Source organism: Sphingomonas sp. (assembly GCF_048595155.1).
Classification (GTDB): domain Bacteria; phylum Pseudomonadota; class Alphaproteobacteria; order Sphingomonadales; family Sphingomonadaceae; genus Sphingomonas_I.
Window position 1 is genome coordinate 24,067 of record NZ_JBMDXN010000003.1, and the last position, 23,579, is coordinate 47,645.

Here is a 23,579-nt window from a genome sequence, read left to right on the forward strand (position 1 = left end):
CCCCGCCATATAAAGAATTCTTTATATGTGGGTCAAGGCGCTACAGCATCCGCAATCGCACCGCGTATGTCGTCCATGACATAGGGTTTCTTGATGACGACGCCGTTCCGGTAGGGCGCCTCGATCCCCGGCGCACCATAGCCGGTGGCAAAAACATAGGGCACACCCCGATCCTTCAGCAGATCCGCCACCGGATAGGACATGTGCCCGTCGAGATTCACATCCAGGATCGCCAGGTCGAGCGGACGGGACTGGGCAAGCTCCATCGCCTGGGGCAGCCGCATCGCCAGCCCTGCCACCTCATGCCCCAGATCCTCGACCATCTCTTCCAGCAACAGTGCAATCGTCATCTCATCTTCCACGATCAGCACCCGCAAAGGCATCATGACGGTGCCCCATAGACGGTGAGCGGCGCATCGATCTGGCAGACGAGACCATCCGGCTCGAACAGCATGTGGACCTGTCCGCCCATCTCGGTGGACAGGCCGCGTTCGATCAGGCGTGATCCGAAGCCGCGGCGCTTGGGCGCGTCAACCGGCGGACCGCCGCTCTCGCGCCACTCGATCGCCAGACGCTCGCTGCCCTTCGCGGGCATGTAGGTCCGCCAGTGGATGTCCACGATTCCATGATCGTCGGACCAGGCGCCATATTTGAGCGCATTGGTGGCCAATTCGTGCATGGCGAGCGACAGCGACAGCGCGGTCTTCGGCGACAGGGACACACTGGGGCCCGTCATCCGCAGACGATCTTCCCGGGCGCAATGCGGGCGCACCGACTGTTCGATCGCGCCTTCCAGCGAGACACCGATGCCCCGTTCGCCGGTCAGCAGATCATTGGCCTGGGCCAGCGCCATGATCCGTTCCGAAAAGCGCGCCTGCGCCTGGCTGAGATCCTCGGCCCGGCGGAACGTCTGCGCCGCGATCGCCTGCGTCATGGCGAGGCTGTTCTTCACGCGGTGATTGAGTTCGTTCACCACCAGCCGAAGATGGTCCTCGGTACGATGGCGTTCGGTGACATCGGTCGCGGCGCCGAACCATTCCAGGATCTCGCCATCATCGTCCAGGATCGGAACCGCGCGGGAAATCGTCCAGCCAATGCCGCCTTCCGGTCTGCGCACCCGATGTTCCATCTCAAACACGCTTTTGCGACGGATCGCATCGTCGATCGCTGCACGGACCGCGGCATGATCTTCAGGAAACAGATTGTCTTCCAGCCAATTGGGGTTGGGACGATCATTATTGGCGATCAGCCCGCGTCCGTCGATCGGCTGCATGACGCCCCAATCCGGGGTCATCCGGTAGATAACGTCGGACGTGGCGTTGACCAGCGCGCGCAACCGGCCCTCGCTGGCGACCATCGCCCGTTCCGCCAGGATCGCCTCGGTAATCTCCACCACGATCGCGATCACGCCGGCCGGCTGGCCGCTTTCATCGATGACGGGGGAATAATCGAGGTTCATCCAGGCCGGGGCGGGTTGGCCATGCCGCTCCAGCGTCAATTCCTGCGCGCGATAGGCGAGCGTGCCGCCGGCCAGTCCCACCTTCATCACATTGTCGTTGAAGTCGGCAACCTCCGGCCACCCTTCCCGCACCTTCGAACCAAGCAATTGCGGATGCCGCCGGCCGGCGAAGCGCGAATATGCGTCATTGTAGATCATGACGCCGTCCTCGTTCCACAGCAGGACGATCGGCACCGGCGACAACAGCAGCAAATTGGTCGTGGTTTTCAGGCTTTGCGGCCAGCCTTCGATCGGGCCAAGGCTGGTTTGGGACCAATCGAACGCCGCAATCAGCTCGCTCAGCTCGCCACCGGCTGCCGGAAATGGGGTCGCACTCACGTCTGTCTCATTCGCCCCTGCGTTCAACAGCGCCTCCCCCATTCGCAGAGGCGCTGTTAAATCGAACATGGTCCCGGGAAAAGGGCGCTAGAGCGCGCGTCGGCCCGTAAACAGCTGGATCAGGCCCACGATGATGGCCAGGACGAGCAATAGGTGGATCAATGCCCCACCGACATGAACGGCAAAAAAGCCGAGGAGCCACAATACCAACAGGATAATGGCGATGGTCCAAAGCATGATGTAGCTCCTGAAGCTTGACAGCGGAATTTTCGGTGAACGCCGGTTTTGGGGCTGCGTTCCCGACGGCCCGACCAAGTTCCGCTTTCGCTTCGGCGCATCCGCTGCTCAAACGCGCTGATGTCGATCCGCGCCCTGCTGCTCCTGAGCCTCGCTCCCCTGCCCGCTTTCGCCGCCGGCGCATCCCCCGCGTACGATGCCGTCAATCCGTTCATCGGCACGGACGGTGAAGGCCACACCTTTCCCGGGGCAGTCGCGCCGTTCGGGATGGTGCAGTTGAGCCCGGACACGAATACCGGCTGCGTCATCCGCGAATGCTATAAATGGGCGGCCGGCTACCGCCATTCCGATCCCACCATTCAGGGTTTCAGCCACACCCATTTCTCGGGCGCGGGCCATTCGGATCTCGGCGATTTTCTGATCATGCCGGTGGCGGGCGACATCGTCCCATTGGAACCGGGCGACGCCGCCAGGCCGGGATCCGGCTATCGATCGCGGTTCGATCGTGCGAGCGAGCAAGCGCAACCGGGCTATTATAGCGTGACGCTGACCGATCGGGAGGTGCGCGCCGAAATGACGGCCGGCACGCGCGTGGGCGTGCATCGCTACCGCTTCGCCGCCGGCATGCCCGCGCACATCGTGCTCGATCTGCGCAGCGCGATCTATAATTATCCGGAAAAGATCCTGTGGTCGTCGATCCGGCAGCGCGCGGATGGGACGATTACCGGCTGTCGGCAGACGCGCGGCTGGGCACCGGACCGGATCTTGTGCTTCGCGCTGCGCTTCAATGCGCCGGCGACCGGTCACGCCTTCGTGAACACGGAACAGGACATTGCCTATAAGGGCTTCCAGGGCCCCGGCCGCGGCACGGATGACGTGGCGGAACGCAGCGGTCGCGCCATCGTCGCCCGGTTCGACTTCGGCGCGCTTGCCGCCCCCTTGCAGGTGAAGGTCGCCATCTCGTCCGTCGATGAAGCTGGTGCGATCGCCAATCTGGACAGTGAGGCGGGCGACTTCGATACCATCCGCGCGGCGACGAAGGCAGCCTGGGAGAAGGCACTGGGCGCGGTCATTATCGAAGCGGCGCCAGCCGCCAAAGCCAATGTCTATACCGCGCTCTATCATGCGCTGCTCGCGCCATCGATCGCGGGCGACAGCGACGGGCGCTACCGCGGGCCGGACAACCAGGTCCACAGCGCGCAAGGCTTCACCTTCCGCTCGACCTTTTCGTTGTGGGACACGTTCCGCGCCGAGCACCCGCTGCTGACCCTGGTTCAACCGGACCGCACCAATGCGGACTTCATCCGTTCGCTGATCGAAAGCCGGCGGGACAGCCCCTTCGGCATCCTGCCGGTGTGGCAATTCCAGGGACGCGAGACGTGGACGATGATCGGCTATCATGCCGTGCCCGTCATCGCCGACGCCTATCTGAAAGGGATCAAGGGGTTCGATGCCAATCAGGCGCTGGATGCGATGATCGCCAGCGCGGATTACAGCCCTTATGGCGGGATCGCGGAGTATCGCAGGCTCGGTTATGTGCCGATCGACAAGGAGCCGGAGGCCGCCTCCAAGACGGTCGAATATGCCTATGACGATTGGACCATCGCGCAGATGGCGCGCGCCATGGGCCGGACCAAAGTCGCGCAGACGTTCGAGCAGCGCGCGGGCAATTGGCGCAACAGCTTCGATCCCAAGACCGGATGGGTCCGCGCGCGCCTGTCGAGCGGCGGCTTCCGGGAGCCGTTCGACCCGGTCTCGATCAAATATGGCTCCGATTATACCGAAGGAAATGCCTGGCAATATAGCTGGTTCGTGCCGCAGGATCAGGGCGGGTTGGTGCGCCTGCTCGGCGGCGATGCGAAGACGATCGCGAAGCTGGACGCGATGTTCGGCTATGACAATAGCAAGCTCGATTATTCGCACGCCGAGGACATATCCGGGCTGATCGGGCAATATATCCATGGTAACGAACCGAGCCACTCGGTCGCCTATCTCTACACTTATGCAGGCGCGCCGTGGCGCACGCAGGAACGGGTGAAGCAGATCGTCGATAGCCAGTATAAGCCGACGCCCGACGGGCTCGCCGGCAATGACGATCTGGGGCAGATGTCGGCCTGGCTCGTCTTCACCAGCCTTGGCTTCTATCCCGTCACGCCGGGTAGTCTGGAATATGTGATCGGCCGGCCGTTCGTGCAGCAGGCGCGGCTGAACCTGCCCAACGGCAAGAGCTTCACCATCCTGTGCGACGATCCGGCCAAGCCTTATGTCGGGCAGGTCCTGCTGAACGGCGTTGCGCTGGACCGCAGCTATATCCGCCACCGGGAGATCATGGCGGGCGGAACGTTGCGCTTCGTCATGCAGGCGACGCCCAACCGGACATGGGCTACATCCGCCAACGCCCGCCCCTTTTCGATGACGCGCTGATCACCGCGCTGCGCTATCGGCTGCTGAAACTGGCAAAGGACGATCGATGAATCTGCAGGACAAGGTTGCGGTGGTCACCGGCGCGGCGAGCGGCATCGGCAAGGATATCGCACGTGAATTTCTGGCGAACAGTGCCAAGGTCGCGATCGCCGATCTCAACCGTGAGGCGGCGGAGGCCACGGCCCGGGAACTCGATGCCTCCGGCACGCGCGCGTTCGGTATCGCGATGGACGTGGTGGATGAGGCGCAGGTCGATGCCGGGATCGACGAGGTTGCCGCCAGGTTCGGCGGGATCGACATATTGGTGTCCAATGCCGGCATCCAGATCGTCGCGCCGATCGAGCAGTTCAGCTTCGCCGACTGGAAGCGGCTGCTGGCGATCCACCTCGACGGCGCCTTCCTGACCACGCGTGCCTGCCTGAAGCATATGTATGCCCAGGGCCGGGGCGGCAGCGTGATCTATATGGGCTCGGTCCATTCAAAGGAGGCATCCGTACTCAAGGCGCCTTATGTCACCGCCAAACATGGGTTGATCGGGCTTGCCAAGACGGTCGCCAAGGAAGGGGCGAAACATGGCGTCCGATCCAACGTGATCTGCCCCGGCTTCGTGCGCACGCCGCTGGTCGACAAGCAGATACCGGAACAGGCGCAGACGCTGGGGATCAGCGAGGCGGACGTGATCAGCAAGGTGATGCTGAAGGAAACCGTCGACGGCGAGTTCACCACCGTCAACGACGTGGCGCTAACCGCGGTCTTCCTTGCCGGCTTCCCGACCAACGCGCTGACCGGCCAATCGATCGTGGTCAGCCATGGCTGGCACATGCAGTGATGCAGCCGGTGCCAGCAGGGACGTGATGGTCAGCCGCGGTGGCACCCCGCCGCCCTTGGCCAGATCGCCGGCATGGAGGCAATTGGCGGGATAGAGGATCAGCCGGTTGAAGCGCAATTCAGCGCTGCCGATCCGTTCGAACGCGGCGGAATCGCCCGGCAGCTGGCCGGGGCCGGGAGCACTCAGATCGCGTGAATCCCGGTTCAAGGCCTGGCGCCACGCACTTTGCCGCGCCCGATCGATCCGCTCATAGCCGGTGCGGCGATGGCGATAGAAGCCCGTGCCCCGACAGGGCGGCGCGCAGAGATAATGGACCGCGGCGACCACCTGCGGATCGACCGTGTCGAAATGGGGGATGCGCTGGATCGGGACGAGATCCGCCGGCTGGTCGGTCGCGATGGCGAAGGCGGATCGCAGCACCGCCATATCTCCACCGGGCCAAGACGCGCTTACGACCCTAGCGAGCCAATCGCGATATTCGGGCGGAACGTCCGCGCGTGTACCGGGATAAAAGTCGCCTGCGGTGCGCTGAAAATGCTGTTCGTGCGCCATTTCGACCAGCGTTTGCGGCGCCGGATGCGCATCATCGAGGATGATCAGGGGCACATTCTCGCGCCCCAAAACGGTCTCTTCGGCTGACGGAACAGCGACGGACGTCAGCTCAACCACGCTTTATCGGCTTCGATCTGGCGGTTCTTGCGCCGCACCAGTCCGGCAATATGGTCCAGGGAAATCGCCAAGGCGGCCAGCGTCAAGGCCTCCTGCGCATCGTCGATCTCGCGCAAGGCATGGCCCAGCCGTTGTTCGTCGATGCCGTAGAGGCCGTCCAGGGCCGCCGAACTGCCATCGGCAAAGCGGATATCCAGCGCGATCGGTGTGACCAAGTCCCGCGTCAGGGCCGCCTCGACGAAGCTGCGCGTGGCGGTTTGCTGCGCGGCCAGCTCGTTCAGGATGGCGTGGATCGTGCCGATATAGCGGCTGTCGCTGCCGTCCTTTTCCAGGATCGCATGGTCGCCTTCGGGATCCAGCACCGGGCTGTCGAGATCAACGCACATCGTGCCGGATTGCGCCTCGCCGCCAATGTAGAAAGGCTGCCGCATCAGGTTGAGCGGGACATAAGCCGCGTCCAGTTCGGCCCCGTCCCAGAACAGATTTTCGTGGGGCTGCAGCCCCATCAAAGCGGCGGGATAGAATTGGCCGGTTTCGCCGTTCTTGGCGAACAGGATCGGATAGGTCGCCGCTGCCTTGCGCAGTTCGCTGGCGACCAGCGGCACCATATGGACCTCGGCCGCGAGCGCCTTGATCCGGGCCGCGCTGAACCGAAGATGGCCATGTTCGGCACGGGAAAGTTCAACCAGACGCATTGTTATCGGACCCTGCCGTCATGCTTGCCGCCGGATGATCGCACGATCGACCACCCGGCGGCAATCCAGCGTCATTGCCTAGAAATTGACCCGAGCGCCCAGCTTGAAGCGCCGCCCGCTATCCTCCGCGTAGAGGAACTGGTTGCGATAATAAGCATATTTCAGGATGCGTGAGTCCGTCAGGTTGGCGCCCTCCGCAAACACCGCGATGTGCGGGTTGATATGGTAGGTCAGGCTGGCATCGACCTGGCCGTAGGAGCGGACCTGCGTCACCGCCTGCCCGGCGCCATTGAGCGGCGGCGGTGCCAGATATTGCAGGAAGTGATCGCGCCAATTGTAGGCGACGCGCGCTTCGATCCCATTCTTGTCATAGAACAGGACGGCGTTGGCGGAATTGGAAAGGCCGGTCAGCGCGAACTTGTTAGTGAGATCCTGCCGGTCGAGATGACGGTTGGAACGCACCAGCGTGCCGTTGAGCTGGAAGCCGAGACCGGTATCGCCGATGCTCTGCTGCCATGCCGCTTCGAGCCCGGTGACCGTTGCGTCCTGCCCGTTCACCGGTGCCGTGATCGCGAATTGGGCAGGCAGCCCGGTGGCGGGATCGTTGAGCGTGCCGCCGCCGGCAGCGGCGACCGTGCCGGTGGTCGAGTTCAGCACGATGAAGTTGTTGACGCTCTTATAATAAGCGCCGAGCGAGATGTAGCTGGTGCGCCCGTAATAATATTCCAGCGCCAGATCGAGGTTGCTCGACTTGAACGGTTTCAGATCGGGATTGCCCTGCGCCGCGGCGAAATTGCCTGGCCGCAGGGTCAGCAAGGTCGTCACCGGCGACAATTGTTCGAGCGTCGGCCGGGTGATCGTTTCCGATGCGGCAAAGCGCGCGGTCAGCTTGTCGGTCAGCAGCCATTTGAACGCCATGCTGGGCAGGACGTTCGAATAGCTATTCTTTCCTAGGGTGCGCGTGCTGCCGGACGACACCGATCCATATTGCGTCTGATCGTTGGCGAGCTTGACCAGCCCCGTATAGGCGGTGGCGAGGCCGTTGACGTTGGTCTGGGTGTTTTCGAACCGAACGCCCGCGACCACCGAGAAAGGCCGCCCCGCCAGATCGCCGGCGAATTCGGACTCCAGATAGCCGCCGATCACGCGTTCGGTCACGATCGTGTCGTTCACCAGCGGCGGTGCAAAGGTGAAATTGGGATTGGTGGCGCGCTGCTGCGCGGTGATCAGATCGAACAGGTCGGGGCCGCTGAACGTCTGCCATTGGGTGGGCAACCGCCCCGAGCCACTTACGCCCGACAAGAAGCTGTTACGGGCGTTGAACACGGAAATGCCAAGCCCCGCGGGTGCCGGCAGATTGTAGCCGCAGGTGGTGCAGCCGGTACCGCCGTCATTCGAGAAGAGTGACGTGTCTTTCTTGTCGTGCGAATAATAGAAACCGAGATTGGTGCGGATCAGGCCTTCGCTGCTGTCGCTCTTGTAGGTCAGGTCCGCACGACCCTGATACACCTCATCCTTGATGCCATAGCCGCGCAGCAGCATCACATGCTGGCATAGCGGCTGGCCGGCGCCCACCACATTGCCGGTCGCGGGCACGCCCGAATTGGTGACAGCCGATCCGCACGGGCTGGCCGGGTTAGCAAAGGTAGGCAGCGTCTCGGTCGTGAACGGCAGCGTCTTGCCGTCCGACTGATAGCGGTCGGAGCCGGTCAGATAACCGAGCAGGGCGAGATAGGCCTCCTTGCCGCCATTGGGCAGTTCCCGCGCGCGGGAATAGGTGCCGTCTAGGTCCAGCGTCAGGTTCGGCGTCATGCGCCAGTTGAGGTTGAGGCCGAATTCGCGCGTGTTGGTCTTCTTGTCGAACTTCTTGTTGTGGAAGTCACTGGCGATACCCGTCGCCTGGGTCAGATCGACGGCGGTGCCGTTTTCATCGGTTACGACGTTGGTCAGGTTCGACGCGGTGAACCAATGGCCATAGGACCGGGCGTCGGTCTTGTTGGTGAAGCGGGTATAGAGCGCGTCCGCCGTCGCCGTGATGTCGTCGGTGGGCTTGTACTGGATAACCAAAGTGCCGCCGATCCGTTCGCGATCCTCGCGCGTGACGCGGCTGTCGAAATTCTGCGGGATGAAGATATTGCCCTGCGGATTGGAGCCGGTCGTGACCCCGGCGCCGCCATTGACCTGACTGGCCGGGACATCCGGGTTGACCAGCCAGCCGTCAGTCTGCGCCTGCGACAGGCGGGTGTGGCGCTTCTGGTAGCTGCCGCTGACCAGCACGCCCAGCCGGCCCTCCGCGAAGGTGTCGCTGAACAGGAAGGAGCCATCCGGCCCGGCCTTGCGGGCATTTTCGTCATAGTTGGCGTCGGCCGACGCGAACAGCTTCATCCCCTTGAAGTCAAAGGGATGCGCGGTGCGGATGTTGACGGTGGAGCCGACGCCGCCGGATTGGTAGCGTGCGTTCGCGGACTTATAGACCTCCACACCGGCGACCAGTTCGGACGCGAGCGTGTCGAACGAAAAGGCGCGGCCGGAGGCCTGGCTGGGGTCGGTCGGCGTGGCGATCTGGCGGCCGTTGACCAGCACGGTGTTGAATTCGGGGCCGAAGCCGCGGACGGTGATGAAGGCGCCCTCGCCGCCGGAGCGATCGATCGAGACACCGGTCACGCGCTGGAGCGATTCCGCGAGGTTGGCGTCGGGAAGCTTGCCGAAATCCTGCGTGGCGATCGCGTCGACGATGCCGGACGACTGCCGCTTGATGCCGCGCGCGCTATCCAAGCTGGCGCGGATGCCGGTGACGACGATTTCGGACGCCGCGTCCGGCGCGGGATTGGCCTGGCCCGAATCCTGAACCGAGGTGGTGATCGGGGCCGGCATATCCTGCCCACCGACCGATGCCGAGCCACCCGGCGCGTCGTTGAGGCGTGCGGTCGTCACCTGCGCGGCCATCGGCATATAGGCCGCGGTGACGATCGCATAGGTGCTGGGCCGCGTCTCTTTCGCGGCCAGGCCGGTGTTGTGCAGGAGGCGCGACAGCGCAGCGGAAACGGTTAGATCGCCATAGACGGCATTGGTACGCTTGGTCTGCGTGGTGGCGCGCGAGGCGACGATCTGCACGTCGCCCTGGCGGCCGAGCATGCCGATGGCAGTGCCGGCAGATTGCGCGGGAATAGCAAAATGTTTGGTCTGGGCCAGCGCTGGCGTGGCGAGCGCTGCGGCGACGGCGGTTGATGCAAATAGAGCGGCGAAGCCAGCGGATGTCTTTATCATATATCCCCTCCCCCGTGGGCCTTTGCGGCCCGTTCGGCGGAAGGTAGGAGACGCGGCTTCGGGAAATCCTTCCCAATTAGCTCAGCTTTGGATGCGAATGACTTCCGCCGTCTCGGTATTCACGGATGCGCCCAAGATATTGCGCACCGAAATGGCGAAACCTTCCGGATCATTGATCCGAAACACACCATCGATCTGGGCCGCGCCAATGGCGGGATCGGCAATGACGATCTTGCGCGCATTGTAGCGGTTGAATTCATCCGCGGCCTGCTGGAGCGTCTTGCCGTCCAGATCGATCATGCCGCTACGCCACGCCAGAGCGCGATCGACCGACGAAGCCTGCTCCGGCTCCAGCTTGATCGCGGCATCATCGCCAACGAGCGCGCGCTGCCCCGCTTCCAACCGGATGCGCCGGAAGGCGGCATCGTCGGACCAGGCTTCGACAACGCCTTCGTTCACCAGGATCTCGACGGCATCGTCGCGCATCCGCACCGAAAAGGCCGTGCCGACAGCCTTAGCCTTCACCTTGCGCGCGGCGACGACGAACGGCCGATCGGCATCCTTGGCCACGTCGAACCACGCTTCCCCTTGGGCGAGCGCGATGCTGCGTGCCTTGCCTTTCATATGCACGGCCAGTTCGGATCCGGAATTCATCGTCATGACCGAGCCGTCCGACAGCGGCACGCGCCGTATCTCACCGACTTCGGTCGCATAGCTGGTGGCCCCACCGGAGCGTAGCCGCGACAGGGAGCCGACAACGGCCGCCACCCCCGCGGCCGCCAGCCCCGCCACCACACTGCGTCGGCGCCAGCCGGCCCGCGGGGACGCGCCCGCCTCTTCAACCGCGCGATCCATGTTCAGGGCATGATCGGCGGCGAGCCACGTCGCGTGCGTCCGCAGCAAGGTGCCATGACGTCGCGGATCGGCGGCGAGCCAGCGGCGGAGCGCGGTCTCGTCATCCTCGCTCCAGGCGCCGGAATCCATCCGGGCGACCCAGCGCGCCGCCATCTGCGTATCGTCGGCGGTCATGGGCGGGACGCTCCTGCCAGGCGCTCCTTCGCGGACACGGCCACGGCGTCACCCTCCCCGTCCCACGCGGCACGCACGGCCTTCACCCCCAGCCAGACCTGCTTTTCGACCGCCTTTTCGGTGATGCCGAGATGCAGCGCGATTTCCCGCTGCGACCACCCTTCGACCTTGCGCAGGCGGACGATGCGGGCGCAGCGTTCCGGCAAAGTGGCGATGATGCGCAAGACGCGATCATAGGCCATCCGGCTCGCCACCTGATCCTCCGGTGAAGGATGGTCATTGTCCCGCAGCGATTCGATCTCCGCCACGCTTTCGATCGAGACGATCTGCTGACGCTTGAGGCGGCGCAGCATCAGATTGCGCGCGATCGAGAGGAAATAGGCGCGCGGATTGTCGATATGGTCGAACGCATCCAGCATCGCCAATCGGCAGTAAGCTTCCTGCAGCAACTCATCCACGTCCTCCGGCGCGATACGTCTGCGGCTGAACCAGCCGCGGACAAACGGCTCGTGCGGCATCACCTCACCAGCGACCCATGCCGCCAGCGCCCGACGCCGCGCGAGAGCCTGTGCCTCTCTGATGCCCGTCCTCCCTCTCCCTGGCATCTGGGTGACCGTGCCATGTGCCGCTTAGAGACCTGGCCGCGAACTTTCCTTCCGTCCGAACCTCTTGTTTTTTTCTGGTCAGGCGGCCGAGCGATGTTCACATGCCGGCATGAAAGGCTTCATCAAAGCCGAATATCGCAGCCGTTTCATCAAGGAATATATCGTCTGCGCATAGGGGTCGCGCAGGCGAGGAGAACCGAATTCAACGCAGGGTGCGGCTGAACAAGTCCAGCATCTCGGCCCAGCCGCGCTCTGCTGCATCCGCATCATAGACAGGAAAGTCCGGCATCATCCAGCCGTGCGCGGCCGGATATGTTTCGGCCCGGTATTCGACCTCGGCATCCTTGAGCGACTGCTCGAACCTCTCCGCCATCGCCGGTGGATAGCTCCCGTCGTTTTCGGCAGCCGCGATATAGGCTTCAGCCTGGATGGATGGAACGAAGGTGTGCGGGCTGTCGGCCGCGTCGGTTGCGAGGTTGCCGCCATGAAAGCTGGCGACGGCAGCAACGCGATCCGGACGCGTACCGGCCGCTGCGATGGCCATCCCCCCGCCCATGCAGAAGCCAACCCCGCCGATCTTCGATCCGGTCACATCCGACCGTGTATCAAGATAGTCGAGGAACGCGTCCACGTCCCGCGCGACGGCACCGTTGCCGGTCGTCGCCATCAGCGGTCCCAGGATCGCCCGGAAGTCACCCTTGAAGACCTCCATCGGATCGAAGGGACCATAAGGTCCGTACCGATAGAACAGGTCTGGCAGCAGGACGACGTAACCCGCGTCGGCGAGGCGCTGCGCCATGGCCGACATGGCTGGACGGATACCGCCGGCATCCATGAAGAATAGGATCGCCGGTCCGCTATCGCCCGATGGCGGCGTGAAGATATGCGCCGGACATGCGCCGTCAGACGCGCTGATCGTGATCGTCTCATGCGGCATCGAACATTCTTCTCAAAACCTGCGCAGTGCGTATCGGCAGCGGCCGCGCCGTGCCATCGGAAAGCGGCAGATCATTCCCGCCGCGAGCTGCCGCGCGTCAGGGACGACGAGAGAGGAAGGCGATGAGCGCTGCGAGCGCCGCCGACCGGTGCCGACGGCTTGGGAAGTAGAGGTAGACCGCATCCAGCGGGCAGGACCATTCCGGAAGAACATGCACCAGCTTTGCTGTTTGCAGGTGCCGCGACACCATCGCTGTTGGCGCACTCGCGATACCCAGGCCGTGGATCGACAGCGCGATCTGCGATGAAAGATCGTGGACGATCGTCGCCAAGGGGGGTGCCACCTCCAAAGTCTCGCCAGCGGATTGCAGCGTCCATGGAATGACCAGGCCGCTTCCCTGGCTTCGGCACATGATGACGCGGTGATCGAGCAGATCGCGGGGTGTGGCGGGCTGTCCCCGCGCGCGGAGATATTCGGGCGCTGCGACGAGGGCGGCCTCTGATTTCGGCGCCACCTCGACGGCCACCATGTCCTTGTCGAGATATCTCCCGAAGCGCAGGCCAGCATCATAGCCTTGCTTCACAATGTCGACGAGACGCGCTTCGACCGCAATCTCGAGCTCGATATCGGGATAGGCGTCCTGGAAGGCGACGAGCATCGGCGCCAGCAGCAATTCGAAAGGCGCCCGCGGCATCGTCAGGCGCAAGGGGCCGGCGGGACGCCCGGCTTGGCCAGCAGCAATTTCGGCCGCTTGCCGTAACTGGGCCAGCGCCGGCGCCGCTGACCGCCAATATTCCATTCCAACATCGGTCAAGCTGAGGCTGCGGGTGGAGCGCCGGAAGAGCGGCGTGCCGATCCTCTCTTCCAGGCCCCGGACGGCCTGGCTGACCGCCGAAGGCGAGATACCGAGGCGTCGACCGGCCGCGGAAAAACTCCCGGCCTCCGCCACGGCCACGAACACCGGCACACCCTCTAGAATATCCTGCTGCCGCACGGCTCACCTTTAAGTTCGGCTTCAAGCCGCATGCGCGATTATAGCGCTAATAAGATATTATTGGCGTCATCATAATGGGGGACATGACGCCAACTTCGCCAACCTCATCGTCGACTCTGGATCGCCGCGCTCTCCTGCTTGGCCTGGGCGCATCCGCGTTCGCAAACGCGGCGACGGCGGCACCGATGGCAACACCGCTGATCTCGCGTCGCTTCGCCAGCCCGCGCCATACGACGCAGTATCTGGAATGCGGCCCGAGCGACGGCCCTCTGCTGATCTTCCTACATGGATGGCCCGAACTCGGCCTGATCTGGCGCGCCCAAATGAACGCCTTTGCGCAGCGAGGCTGGCACTGCATCGCGCCGGATATGCGTGGCTATGGCGGCTCGTCCGCGCCGGACGCAACCAGTGCCTACGCCAACGCCCATGTCGTCGATGACATGGCGGAGTTGCACGACCATCTGGGTGGCAAGCCGGCGATCTGGGTGGGCATGATTGGGGCAGCGTTATCGCAAGTTCGCTTGTAGCCCATCACCCCGCGCGTGGCCGGGGCGTCGTTTTGGCATCGGTGCCCTATTTTCCGGACGCCAACGCGCTGCCGACGCTAGTCCCTCTGGTCGATCGCACGATCTACCCTGCCGACCGATATCCAGACGGGCAGTGGGATTATTATCGCTATTACACCACACATTTCGACGCGGCCGTGGCGGACCTCGACGCGGACAGACGATCGTCCCTCGCCTCCATCTATCGTCGCGGGGATCCGCGCGCGGCGGGCAAGCCTTCGCCCAATGCGGTGGTGACGCGCAAAGGCGGCCGCTTCGGGCCTTCGCACCGTGCGCCGCCGACGGCGCCCGATCCGGCCCTGTGGCCCGCCGCCGACTTTGCCGCCCTGGTAACGGCGTTTGAAGTGCATGGTTTCCGCGGACCCTGCGCCTGGTACCTGAATGACGCGGCCAACATGGCCTTTGCGCGTGCAGCGCCAAATGGAGGCCGGCTGACGCAGCCCGTGCTGTTCGTGAACGGCATGTACGACGCCATCAATTCGATAACCGGGAATCGGATGGGCGATCCGATGCGGGTGGCATGCGCCAATCTTACGGTCGCCAACTTGCGCGGGGCGCACTGGCTGCCGGTGGAATGTAAGGAGCAACTGAGCGCTGTGATAGATCGCTGGCTGCACGATCAGGCACTCGACAATCCACCGCGTCTTGCGCGCTAGCCTTCTCACCTGATCGGCACCCTGCTTCGTGACCGGCCGCGATTGCGATGACTTCGCAGGAACTGCGCCGGGTGGCTTTGCCTAAGCTGCCGCCGGATGGTCATAGGCCACGCCAGGACAGGCTGCTCATCCTAGGCGCACAAGGGGCGCCGCAGCTACCCCTCGGCAATTTCCCTTATATTCAACCCCTTGAAGGGCTGATGGTGCGGTCGAGAAGACTCGAACTTCCACGGCCTTTCGGCCACAACGACCTCAACGTTGCGCGTCTACCAGTTCCGCCACGACCGCACATCGGGATATTCCCCGGACGGGCCGGGGCTGGTGAGGCGGAGCCCCTAGCAGAGGGTTTTCGGCCCCGCAATGGCCCCCGGCCTACTTTTGATGATCGACACCGGTTCCGACGAAGCTGACGCTGACATTGGTGGAATTGGCGGGCACGTCGACGGCGGCGCCATCGAAGTTGACCGCTGCCCCCGGTGCGAGCCGGGCGGCGGGCCGTGTGATCGTCCAGGCATAGACGGTCTTGCCCCGCGCATCGCGCAGTTCGGCGCGAATATCGGGGACGCTCTGCTCCTCCTTGGTCGGATTCCAGACGCGGCCGGACACTGCGAAAAGCTGGCTGCCACCGGCGATCATGCGCCAGTCGGGTTCGCGCGTGATGGCGATGCCGAGCGGGACCCGATCCTCGCTGATGCCGAGACGCGAGGCGACCTGCTGTGTGCCCATCAGCACGGTGGCCGCGATGCCGCCCAGGATGACGACCAAAACGACCAGCGCCAGCAACAGCCATGGGCCGCGATTGCGGCGCACCTTCGGTTTTTCCGCAAGCGGCGCCAGCGTCGTCGGGGGCGTGACCGGGGTGGCCGGCGCGGGCGCCGCGGGAGCGGCCGGCGCGACCGGCGCCATCGGTTCCGCCGCACTTACGGGCACCGGCGGGGGGGGCGATGCGCCGGGCGCCGGCTCAAACCAGCTGGTGTCGCAGGCACGGCAACGGATCTTGCGTCCGTTCGCGCCGATTGCATGTTCGGGGACTTCGTATGTTGCGCCGCAATTGGGGCAGGAAAGCTTCATGACGAAAATCGTAAATCATGCCGACCGCGGCGCTGCAAGCGCCGTCGTCGCACGGCAGGTGCTTTACGTGCGTCGCTTTGGCATGCGATGCGAGAACGGCACCGCAGCGAAGGGGAGCAAGCGCGCCGATGGCCGGCATCGTCCAGTTCGACAATGTCGGTTTGCGTTATGGTACGGGTGCGGAAACGCTCGCCGGATTGAGCTTCACGCTGCCTACGGGATCCTTCCATTTCCTCACTGGCGCATCGGGTGCGGGCAAGACGTCGCTGATCAATCTCATCACGCTCGCACGGCGCCCAAGCCGCGGCATCGTCAGCCTGTTCGGCGCGGACGCGGCCGGATTGGCGCGGCGGCACCTGCCGGCGCTGCGACGGCGGATCGGCGTGGTCCATCAGGATTCCCGTCTTGTCCCTTCGCTGTCCGCTTATGACAATGTCGCGCTGCCGCTGCGGATCGCGGGAATGGCGGAGGAGGAGATCAGGCCGCGGGTCGAGCAGCTGCTGGACTGGGTCGGCCTGCGCGCCCGCGCCGCAGCGCGGCCGGCAACCTTGTCGGGCGGCGAGCAGCAGCGCATCGCGATCGCCCGCGCGGTCGTCACGCATCCCGAACTGATCGTCGCCGACGAACCGACCGGCAATGTCGATCCGGACATGGCGGCCCGCGTGCTGCACCTGCTGGAGACGATGAACCGTCAGGGCACGACCGTGCTGATCGCCACGCATGACGTCCACCTGCTGCAGCAGCGGCCGCATGCGGCGGTGCTGCGACTGGCGAAGGGCCGGATCGAGCAGGCGCCATGACGACAGGCGTGCCCCTGCTGCCGCTGCGACGTTGGCGGCCGACCAGCTTTGCCCTGCTGATCGCCGCGACGTGCCTGCCGATGCTGCTGGCGGCGGCACTGGCCCTGTCGCTGCGCGCGGCGGCGGAGGCCGTGTCGGATACCGCGCGCGAACATATATTGGTGCAGGTGGTGGAGCCGGTGCCCGAGCGGCGGGAGCAACTGGCCGGCGCAGTCTTGACCCGGCTCGACCGGGTCGAGGGCATCGTCTCCGTCCGTCGTGTCCAAGATCAGGAAGCGGAAGCGCTGGTGGCACCCTATATCGAAGGGATGAAGGCGCATGATCTGCCCCTGCCCGCCCTGATCGAGGTGCATGCGCGCAGCCGCGAGCCGGTGGCGCGGGCCCTGCGCGCCTTGCCGGCGGTGCAGGTGACCGCCGCAGGCGCCGAACTCGGCCCGCTCGCGCGCCTGATCGGGGCGTTGCGCGCGGTCGCGTTCGGCGTCGCACTGATCTGCGCCGCGGCCACGGGCGTGATCGCAATGCTATCGGCGCGCGCAGCGCTCGCGCGCGAGGGCACCACGCTGGATATCTTGCACGCGCTAGGCGCAACCGATGGCCAGATGTCGCAGCTGGTAAGCAATGCCGTGACACGGGACGCCGCCGTCGGCGCCACGGGCGGCCTGGTAGTGGCGACGATCGTGATCGTGATGGTCGGCCATCGCATTTCCGCGCTCGGCGCCGGGATCGATCCCAATCTGGGCGTCGCCGGATGGGCGACCCTGGTCGCACTTGCGGCCGCACTGGTGGGTTTGGCGATGCTGGCGGCGCAGGCGACCTTGCTGGTCAATTGGCGACGCATGCCATGATCCGGCGTATCCTGAGCCTGGTGGTGCTGCTGTGGGCGCTGGGTTTCGTGATCTTCGCGATCGACCTGCCCAAGCCCGCCGGCAATGACTATACGGATGGCATCGTGGTCCTGACCGGCGGACCGGGGCGGATCCAGCGCGGCATCGACCTGCTGGCCGCCGGCCGAGCGCAGCGGATGCTGGTCTCCGGCGTCGACCGCCGTGTGCGGCCGGCGGATATCCTTGCAACGTTCCGCGTCGGGCCGACGCTGTTAACCAGGATCGATCTGGGCCGTTCCGCGGTCGATACCCGGTCCAATGCGCTCGAGACGCGGCGCTGGATCGCGGCCCATGGCTATAAATCGATCCGGCTGGTCACCACCGACTGGCACATGCGGCGCGCCCGGTTCGAGCTGCGGCAGGTGCTGCAGGGCGTGAAAGTGGTGCGCGACGCGGTGCCGAGCGAACCCGATCTGATCGGCCTGCTGCGCGAATATCACAAATATCTGCTGCGTCGCGCCGCCGCGCTGGCGGGGCGCTAAGGCGCGTCCCGCCGACGATCAGTCGTGCGTGCGGCCGAAGTCCGGACGCTCATCGTCCTGGCCCTGTTCGATGACAGAGCGGCGGACGGCGCGCGTGCGGGTGAAGAGATCGAACAGCGCGTCCCCATCGCCCCAGCGGATCGCGCGCTGCAGTACCGTTAGGTCCTCGCTGAAGCGCTGGAGCATTTCCAGCACGGCGTCCTTGTTCGCCAGGAAGACATCGCGCCACATGGTCGGATCGGACGCGGCGATACGCGTGAAATCGCGGAAGCCGCCGGCCGAATATTTGATGACCTCGCTCTCCGTCACCGTTTCCAGATCCGACGCGGTGCCGACGATCGTGTAGGCGATAAGATGCGGCAGATGGCTGGTGACCGCCAGAACCAGATCATGATGCTTGGCGTCCATGATCTCGATCTGCGCGCCGAGCCGTTCCCAGAAGGTCGAGACCCGCATCACAGCCGCCGGATCGGCATCGCCGGGCGGGGTCAGGATGCACCAGCGGCCCTTGAACAGGGTCGCGAACCCGGCGTCCGGGCCGCTATATTCGGTGCCTGCAACAGGATGAGCGGGAACAATCTGCCGATCCGCGAAATGGGCGCGCATCGACGCCAGCACGCCCGCCTTGGACGAGCCCACATCGCTGATGATCGCATCGGCCGGCAAGTCCGCCGCCAATTGTGCGGCGACGTCGCCGATGGCGCCAACCGGCACGCACAGAATCACCAGATCCGCATCGATCACCGCCGCCCCGGCCGTATCCGTCACGTCATCGCACAGGCCGAGTTCCGTGACCCGGGCGCGCACGTCCGGGTTCGCATCGTGCCCCGTCAGCGCAACGGTCGGCATAGTGGCGCGGACCGCCCGCGCGATGGAGGATCCGATCAGGCCAAGTCCAATGATCGATACACGCGCGAAGGGCAGCATCAGTCCGCTTCGCCGATCATATCGTGCAGCGCCCAGGCCATGCCGCGCACTTCCTCTTCGCTGCCAATGGTAATGCGCAGGCCGTGGGCGAGCCCCTGATTGGGCAGCCAGCGCACGATATAACCGCGCTCCATCAGCCCGTGATAGGCTTCCTCCGCCGTCAGCTTGCCGTTGAAGAGGACGAGGATGAAATTCGCCTTACTGGGAATCGCGCGCAGACCGGCATTGCCCATCTTCGTGATCTCGTCGGCGAACCAAGTCCGCCATTTGAGATTGTGATCATGGCTGGCGCGAATGAAATCGTCGGCACCCAGCGCCGCCACCGCCGCCGCCTGCCCCGCCGTGGACACGTTGAAGGGCGCGCGGATCTTGTGCATCGCCTGGATGACGTGCGGCGCGCCATAGGCCCAGCCGATCCGTTCGGCGGCAAGGCCGTGGATCTTGGAGAAGGTGCGCGTCACCAGCACGTTGGGAATCGTGCGCGCGAGATCGAGCGCGCCGTCATCGTCCTCGGGATCCAGATATTCGGTATAGGCCTGGTCCACCACCAGCAGGCAATTGGCCGGCAAGGCGGCGTGGATACGCGCCAACTCTTCCCGCGACGTATAGGTGCCGGTCGGGTTGTTCGGGTTGGCGATGAAGACGACGCGCGTCTTTTCGGTGACCTTGGCGAGCAGGGCATCGACGTCGGTCGCGTAATCGCGATCATCCGCCTCGATCGGCTCCGCGCCCACGCGCCGGGCCGCGATCGGATAGACCGAGAAGCCGTAGCGGACATACAGAACCTCATCGCCCTGCCCCGCAAAGGCGCCGGCGGCGAGATGCAGAAGTTCGTCCGAACCGGTGCCGTGAATCACGCGATCGGCCTCAATCCCGAACTTTGCGGCAATGGCTTGGCGCAGGGCGGCCGCGCCGGCATCGGGATACCGATCCAGCGTGGCGGCGGCGGCGAGGAAGGCCGCACGTGCTTGCTCGCTGGTGCCGAGCGGATTTTCGTTCGAGGAAAGTTTGTGAACCTTGCGACCGTCATCCGTCGTCGCGCGGCCGGGAACATAGGGCGCGATGGCATCGATCCAAGGCTTGGGCGTGAGTGCGTTCATGGGCAGGCGCTTTAAGGGCCGCACGCCTGGGGAGCAACGGGTGTAACAATGGCGTAGCCGGGCGCGACCACCGCCGAAGGCGGCCGCAAGGTCATGAATGAAGACCAGCGCCAAACGCCGTCTTGCAGACATTTAGCTTTCATAGAAAAATGGGGTGGTGATCGCGATCTTTACTCTGCTCCTTCTAGCTACGCCGTTTGGATCAGCGGACGTGGAGATATGTCCGGGAGGGCCAGCGTTCGGGTTTGTCTCCGGTAGCGATAGGTTCGACGCGCGAACGGAGGAGGCGCTCGATGGCTATCTCGAAAATCTTGATAGACCGCTCTGGCGCCCGGGCTGGATTACGGTCTTCCCCACCGTTGCGGGGCCAGCCGACGGACCCGCCCATGCTCTTGCCGAGCGGCGTAAGATAACCATCGCCAAGCGGCTGTCGAACCGAGGGCTGAAAACCGACAGAGTTCGGTTTGAGGGCCTTCGTTCCGCGTCACCGGATGAGGTCGACACGAACGTCTATTACTCGACGTTGTCGACGCCCCGCACCACGTGGAAAGCGCTCGTTACGCCAGGGATCATGTGCTGAGCGGCAGGTCGGCGTGCCACCTCGACGTTGGCCGTTCCACTCCTTTGCCGGTTATGGGTTCGCGGCCTGATCCGGCTTGCGCGCTGCAATGAGCCAATCGAGATCCGGGCCGGCGGCGGCGGCCATCATGCGGGTTTCGACCGCCCTATAGGTCTCCAACAAGGTGCGGCCGAAATCGGTGAGATGGGCACCGCCGCTTTTGCCGCCACCCATCTTGGTATCGACGACCCGCTCTCGCCAATTGGTATTCAGACCTTCCACCAGCAACCAGATCCGCCGATAGCTCATGCCCAAGGCACGGCCCGCGGCGGAGATCGAGCCTTCGCGGTCGATCGCTTCCATAACCATCGCTTTGCCCGGGCCGATGGCGGGCTGATCGGCGCCGATAAGCTGGAAATTCAGCTTCACTGGTCCGTCGATTGCCATTGGCCATTCCTCTCAGCGCGATCCCATCTCCCTTGTCCACACCGTGGCGGCGCAATCAACCGTCCGCCGTTGGGCCGTGCCTCGCCTACCACGCCATTTTAACTTGTCAGCACACCGCATCTATATACAGACGAATATAGATGGACCCGACAAAGGGCATCTGAAGGGGGCTGCAATGTTTCGATCGATCCTGACCGCTGCCTTGGGGTTGGCAGCGACGTCCGCAGCTGGTGCACAGATGGGACCGGCCGCCGCCGGGGCCGAACCGACGACGCCCCGCGCCGGACTGCCCGACGTGGTGGTGACCGCGCGCCTTCGTCCCGAAGACGCTCAGGCGGTGCCCGGCGCGATATCCGTTATTGGCGGCGATCTTATCGATCGGTCCTATACAGTGAATACGCAGCAGCTGAGCCTGCTGGTGCCGAGCCTGAATTACAGCTCGGCCAACCCGCGCAACACCGCCTTCACGATCCGCGGCCTTGGCAGCAGCGTCGTCGCCGTCAGCCAGGCCAATGACGGACTGGAGCCCGGCGTCGGCTTCTATGTCGATCAGGTCTATCATGCGCGTCCGGCGACGGCCGCGTTCGACTTCAGCGACATCGACCGGGTCGAGGTGTTGCGGGGGCCGCAAGGGACGCTGTTCGGCAAGAACACGACGGCGGGCGCGATCAGCATCACGACGCGGGCCCCCAGCTTCACGCCCGAAGCCAGCGAAGAAATCTCCTATGGCAGCCGGCAATTCCTTCAGGCGAAGGCGTCCGCCTCCGGGCCGATCATGGACGATCAGATCGCGTTCCGGATTTCCGGCCTGTCGACGCGGAGCGATGGCTATATCCGCAATGCGGTGAACGGCCGGAGCTATAACGGCATCGGCAATCAGGCGGTGCGCGGGCAGCTGCTGTTCACGCCAACGCCCGCGCTGCGAATCCGGCTGACGGCGGATTATTCCGCGTTCAATGCCGATTGCTGCGCGCAAGTCTATCTGCGCGTGGGCACCAGCCTGCGGCCGGCGGCGCGGCAATATCCGGCGCTCGCGGCCGGGCTGAACTATGCCCCGCCCAGCCTGAACGCCTATGACCGCGTCAACGATATCGATGCCGATCTGGGCGTCCGCACCAGCGAAGGCGGCACTTCGGCGATCGTGGATTGGGATTTAGGCCCCGCCACGCTGACATCGGTCAGCGCCTGGCGCTTCTGGCAATGGGATGCCGCCAACGATCGCGATTATACCGGCATCCCGATCCAGCTGACCCAGCACATCCCATCGCATCAGGATCAATATAGCCAGGAGCTGCGGATCGCATCGAACGGCGACCGCGCGTTCAATTATGTCGGCGGGCTTTATTTCTTCAATCAGACGATCCGCGGCCGGCCGATCAGCATCTATGGCCCGCAGGCAACCTATTGGCTGCTCGGTCCCGCGCCGCAATTTCCGTCCAACCTGCTCGACGGCTATGGCACGGACGGGGCGACCCGCTTTACGACCGACAGCTATGCCGCCTTTGGCGAGGTCAATTGGACCCCGCTCGCGCGCCTGACGCTGACGGGGGGCCTGCGCTATACCTATGAGGAAAAGCACGGGCGTTATTCCACGATCGTGTTCGGCGGCCTGCCGACAACCAACACGACGCTGGCCAATGCCAAGCTGTCGATCCTGCGTCCGCAATCCTATGCGGCGCGCGACAAGGATGGCAGCCTGTCCGGCCGCGCGAACATCGCTTATGCCGTGAGCGACGATATCCACGGCTATGCGAGCTTCGCACGCGGCTTCAAATCGGGCGGGATCAACATGTCGGGCCTGCCGCTCGACGCCCAGAACCAACCGGCGATCGCCACTGCGGTCGTCGCGCCGGAGCGCAATACGACCTATGAGATCGGCCTGAAATCCCGCCTGTTCGATCGGCGACTGATCCTGAACCTGGCCGGCTATTATACCCGCGTCCGCGACTTTCAGGCGACGATCGTCGACAACAGCCAGACGGTGGCCCTGCGCGGCTATCTCGCCAACATCCCGAAGGTGGTCGTCAAAGGTATCGAGGCCGATGCCACCGCTTTGCTGTTCAAGGGCTTCTCGCTACGTGGATCGATCGCCTACGCGCACGGGGACTATGCCAAATATCCCGCCGGCCCCTGCCCCCTGGAGCTGCAGACATCGGCAACGGCCGCCTGCAACCTCACCGGCCAGCGCCTATCAGGACTGCCGCGGTTCGCCGAGACCTTGGGCGGCGACTATGTCCTGCCGTTCACCCTGCGCGGGCGCGACGCGGCCATTGTGCTGCATGCCGACAACAGCTGGCGGAGCGGCTATTATGGCGACCCGTCCTTGTCGCGCTATACGTTCATCAAGGGCTATGAAGTGATCAATGCCAGTGTCAGCCTGCAGCTTGCCGACAAGTGGGAGGTCGCCGTGTTCGCGCGCAATCTGTTCAAATCCAACTATATCCAGAATCTGACGGTTCAGGCAGGCAATTCCGGCCTGATCCTCGGCACGCCGAGCGAGCCCCGCACGATCGGCCTGACGCTGCGGGCGCGGCAATGAATAAGGTGCCGCCGCCCCATCACAG

General features: G+C 64.5%; 23 protein-coding genes and 1 tRNA gene. 9 read left to right on the forward strand and 15 right to left on the reverse strand.

Features of this window, described 5'->3' with window-relative positions; all coding sequences use genetic code 11:
- Nucleotides 1-32: 32 nt before the first annotated feature.
- The 3 genes from ACOJSI_RS00385 to ACOJSI_RS00395 form a co-directional block, all read right to left on the reverse strand.
- Nucleotides 33-386: a response regulator gene (locus ACOJSI_RS00385; protein WP_420136270.1), complete on the reverse strand. Its 354-nt coding sequence runs from the start codon at nt 384-386 to the stop codon at nt 33-35.
- Complete coding sequence (locus ACOJSI_RS00390) at nt 383-1,837, reverse strand: sensor histidine kinase (protein ID WP_420136271.1); 1,455 nt, start codon at nt 1,835-1,837, stop codon at nt 383-385. The genes ACOJSI_RS00385 and ACOJSI_RS00390 overlap by 4 nt, the downstream gene beginning before the upstream one ends.
- Before the next feature lie 87 nt (nt 1,838-1,924).
- Nucleotides 1,925-2,074: a lmo0937 family membrane protein gene (locus ACOJSI_RS00395; RefSeq protein WP_420136272.1), complete on the reverse strand. Its 150-nt coding sequence runs from the start codon at nt 2,072-2,074 to the stop codon at nt 1,925-1,927.
- 120 nt (nt 2,075-2,194) lie between these two features.
- Here ACOJSI_RS00395 and ACOJSI_RS00400 point away from each other — a divergent pair, with 120 nt between their 5' ends.
- Both ACOJSI_RS00400 and ACOJSI_RS00405 read left to right on the forward strand, forming a co-directional pair.
- The gene (locus tag ACOJSI_RS00400) at nt 2,195-4,498 is read left to right on the forward strand and encodes a GH92 family glycosyl hydrolase (protein ID WP_420136273.1); all 2,304 of its coding nucleotides are present in this window, start codon (nt 2,195-2,197) and stop codon (nt 4,496-4,498) included.
- A 46-nt stretch (nt 4,499-4,544) separates the two neighbouring features.
- Entirely contained in the window at nt 4,545-5,327 is a 783-nt protein-coding gene (locus ACOJSI_RS00405; RefSeq protein WP_420136274.1) for a 3-hydroxybutyrate dehydrogenase, read from the forward strand.
- Here ACOJSI_RS00405 and ACOJSI_RS00410 read toward each other — a convergent pair.
- The 7 genes from ACOJSI_RS00410 to ACOJSI_RS00440 all read right to left on the reverse strand — a co-directional run bounded on the left by ACOJSI_RS00410 (nt 5,241) and on the right by ACOJSI_RS00440 (nt 13,523).
- Nucleotides 5,241-5,996 carry a DUF6445 family protein gene (locus tag ACOJSI_RS00410; RefSeq protein ID WP_420136275.1) on the reverse strand — a complete coding sequence of 252 codons (756 nt, stop codon included), beginning with the start codon at nt 5,994-5,996 and terminating at the stop codon, nt 5,241-5,243. The two genes, ACOJSI_RS00405 and ACOJSI_RS00410, sit on opposite strands and share 87 nt — an antisense overlap.
- Nucleotides 5,984-6,691, reverse strand: a complete 708-nt coding sequence (locus tag ACOJSI_RS00415; RefSeq protein ID WP_420136276.1) for a SapC family protein — start codon at nt 6,689-6,691, stop codon at nt 5,984-5,986. The genes ACOJSI_RS00410 and ACOJSI_RS00415 overlap by 13 nt, the downstream gene beginning before the upstream one ends.
- 78 nt (nt 6,692-6,769) lie before the next feature.
- Nucleotides 6,770-9,958 carry a TonB-dependent receptor gene (locus tag ACOJSI_RS00420; RefSeq protein ID WP_420136277.1) on the reverse strand — a complete coding sequence of 1,063 codons (3,189 nt, stop codon included), beginning with the start codon at nt 9,956-9,958 and terminating at the stop codon, nt 6,770-6,772.
- Nucleotides 9,959-10,039: 81 nt separating this feature from the next.
- Nucleotides 10,040-10,987, reverse strand: coding sequence for a FecR family protein (locus ACOJSI_RS00425; RefSeq protein WP_420136278.1), 948 nt, complete (start codon nt 10,985-10,987; stop codon nt 10,040-10,042).
- Nucleotides 10,984-11,505 carry an RNA polymerase sigma factor gene (locus tag ACOJSI_RS00430; protein ID WP_420136279.1) on the reverse strand — a complete coding sequence of 174 codons (522 nt, stop codon included), beginning with the start codon at nt 11,503-11,505 and terminating at the stop codon, nt 10,984-10,986. Before ACOJSI_RS00430 ends, ACOJSI_RS00425 begins: the two co-directional genes overlap by 4 nt.
- A gap of 289 nt (nt 11,506-11,794) precedes the next feature.
- On the reverse strand, nt 11,795-12,529 hold the full coding sequence (locus ACOJSI_RS00435) for a dienelactone hydrolase family protein (protein ID WP_420136280.1): 735 nt from the start codon (nt 12,527-12,529) through the stop codon (nt 11,795-11,797).
- A gap of 97 nt (nt 12,530-12,626) precedes the next feature.
- Nucleotides 12,627-13,523 carry a LysR family transcriptional regulator gene (locus ACOJSI_RS00440; protein ID WP_420136281.1) on the reverse strand — a complete coding sequence of 299 codons (897 nt, stop codon included), beginning with the start codon at nt 13,521-13,523 and terminating at the stop codon, nt 12,627-12,629.
- A gap of 185 nt (nt 13,524-13,708) precedes the next feature.
- On the opposite strand from ACOJSI_RS00440, the gene ACOJSI_RS00445 reads away from it, so the two are divergent.
- The gene (locus tag ACOJSI_RS00445) at nt 13,709-14,050 is read left to right on the forward strand and encodes an alpha/beta fold hydrolase (protein WP_420136282.1); all 342 of its coding nucleotides are present in this window, start codon (nt 13,709-13,711) and stop codon (nt 14,048-14,050) included.
- 41 nt (nt 14,051-14,091) lie between these two features.
- On the forward strand, nt 14,092-14,745 hold the full coding sequence (locus ACOJSI_RS00450) for an alpha/beta fold hydrolase (RefSeq protein ID WP_420136283.1): 654 nt from the start codon (nt 14,092-14,094) through the stop codon (nt 14,743-14,745).
- Between the two features lie 201 nt (nt 14,746-14,946).
- Here the strand turns inward: ACOJSI_RS00450 and ACOJSI_RS00455 are convergent.
- Nucleotides 14,947-15,033: transfer RNA gene (locus ACOJSI_RS00455), tRNA-Leu, on the reverse strand.
- Nucleotides 15,034-15,117: 84 nt separating this feature from the next.
- Nucleotides 15,118-15,816: a zinc-ribbon domain-containing protein gene (locus tag ACOJSI_RS00460; protein ID WP_420136284.1), complete on the reverse strand. Its 699-nt coding sequence runs from the start codon at nt 15,814-15,816 to the stop codon at nt 15,118-15,120.
- A gap of 128 nt (nt 15,817-15,944) precedes the next feature.
- Between ACOJSI_RS00460 and ftsE the strand changes: the two genes are divergently transcribed.
- From ftsE to ACOJSI_RS00475, 3 genes are read left to right on the forward strand one after another with little or no spacing between them, the layout of a single operon-like run.
- The gene (gene ftsE / locus ACOJSI_RS00465) at nt 15,945-16,616 is read left to right on the forward strand and encodes a cell division ATP-binding protein FtsE (RefSeq protein WP_420136285.1); all 672 of its coding nucleotides are present in this window, start codon (nt 15,945-15,947) and stop codon (nt 16,614-16,616) included.
- Nucleotides 16,613-17,461, forward strand: coding sequence for a hypothetical protein (locus ACOJSI_RS00470; protein ID WP_420136286.1), 849 nt, complete (start codon nt 16,613-16,615; stop codon nt 17,459-17,461). The genes ftsE and ACOJSI_RS00470 overlap by 4 nt, the downstream gene beginning before the upstream one ends.
- On the forward strand, nt 17,458-17,982 hold the full coding sequence (locus ACOJSI_RS00475; protein ID WP_420136287.1) for a YdcF family protein: 525 nt from the start codon (nt 17,458-17,460) through the stop codon (nt 17,980-17,982). The genes ACOJSI_RS00470 and ACOJSI_RS00475 overlap by 4 nt, the downstream gene beginning before the upstream one ends.
- An 18-nt stretch (nt 17,983-18,000) precedes the next feature.
- Here ACOJSI_RS00475 and ACOJSI_RS00480 read toward each other — a convergent pair whose 3' ends face one another.
- On the reverse strand, nt 18,001-18,909 hold the full coding sequence (locus ACOJSI_RS00480) for a prephenate/arogenate dehydrogenase family protein (RefSeq protein WP_420136288.1): 909 nt from the start codon (nt 18,907-18,909) through the stop codon (nt 18,001-18,003).
- Complete coding sequence (gene hisC, locus ACOJSI_RS00485; RefSeq protein WP_420136289.1) at nt 18,909-20,009, reverse strand: histidinol-phosphate transaminase; 1,101 nt, start codon at nt 20,007-20,009, stop codon at nt 18,909-18,911. The genes ACOJSI_RS00480 and hisC overlap by 1 nt, the downstream gene beginning before the upstream one ends.
- Nucleotides 20,010-20,163: 154 nt before the next feature.
- On the opposite strand from hisC, the gene ACOJSI_RS00490 reads away from it, so the two are divergent.
- Nucleotides 20,164-20,589: a hypothetical protein gene (locus ACOJSI_RS00490; RefSeq protein WP_420136290.1), complete on the forward strand. Its 426-nt coding sequence runs from the start codon at nt 20,164-20,166 to the stop codon at nt 20,587-20,589.
- 51 nt (nt 20,590-20,640) lie between these two features.
- Here the strand turns inward: ACOJSI_RS00490 and ACOJSI_RS00495 are convergent, their stop codons facing one another.
- The gene (locus tag ACOJSI_RS00495) at nt 20,641-21,015 is read right to left on the reverse strand and encodes a winged helix-turn-helix domain-containing protein (RefSeq protein WP_420136291.1); all 375 of its coding nucleotides are present in this window, start codon (nt 21,013-21,015) and stop codon (nt 20,641-20,643) included.
- 175 nt (nt 21,016-21,190) lie between these two features.
- On the opposite strand from ACOJSI_RS00495, the gene ACOJSI_RS00500 reads away from it, so the two are divergent.
- On the forward strand, nt 21,191-23,554 hold the full coding sequence (locus ACOJSI_RS00500; RefSeq protein ID WP_420136292.1) for a TonB-dependent receptor: 2,364 nt from the start codon (nt 21,191-21,193) through the stop codon (nt 23,552-23,554).
- Nucleotides 23,555-23,579: the final 25 nt, after the last annotated feature.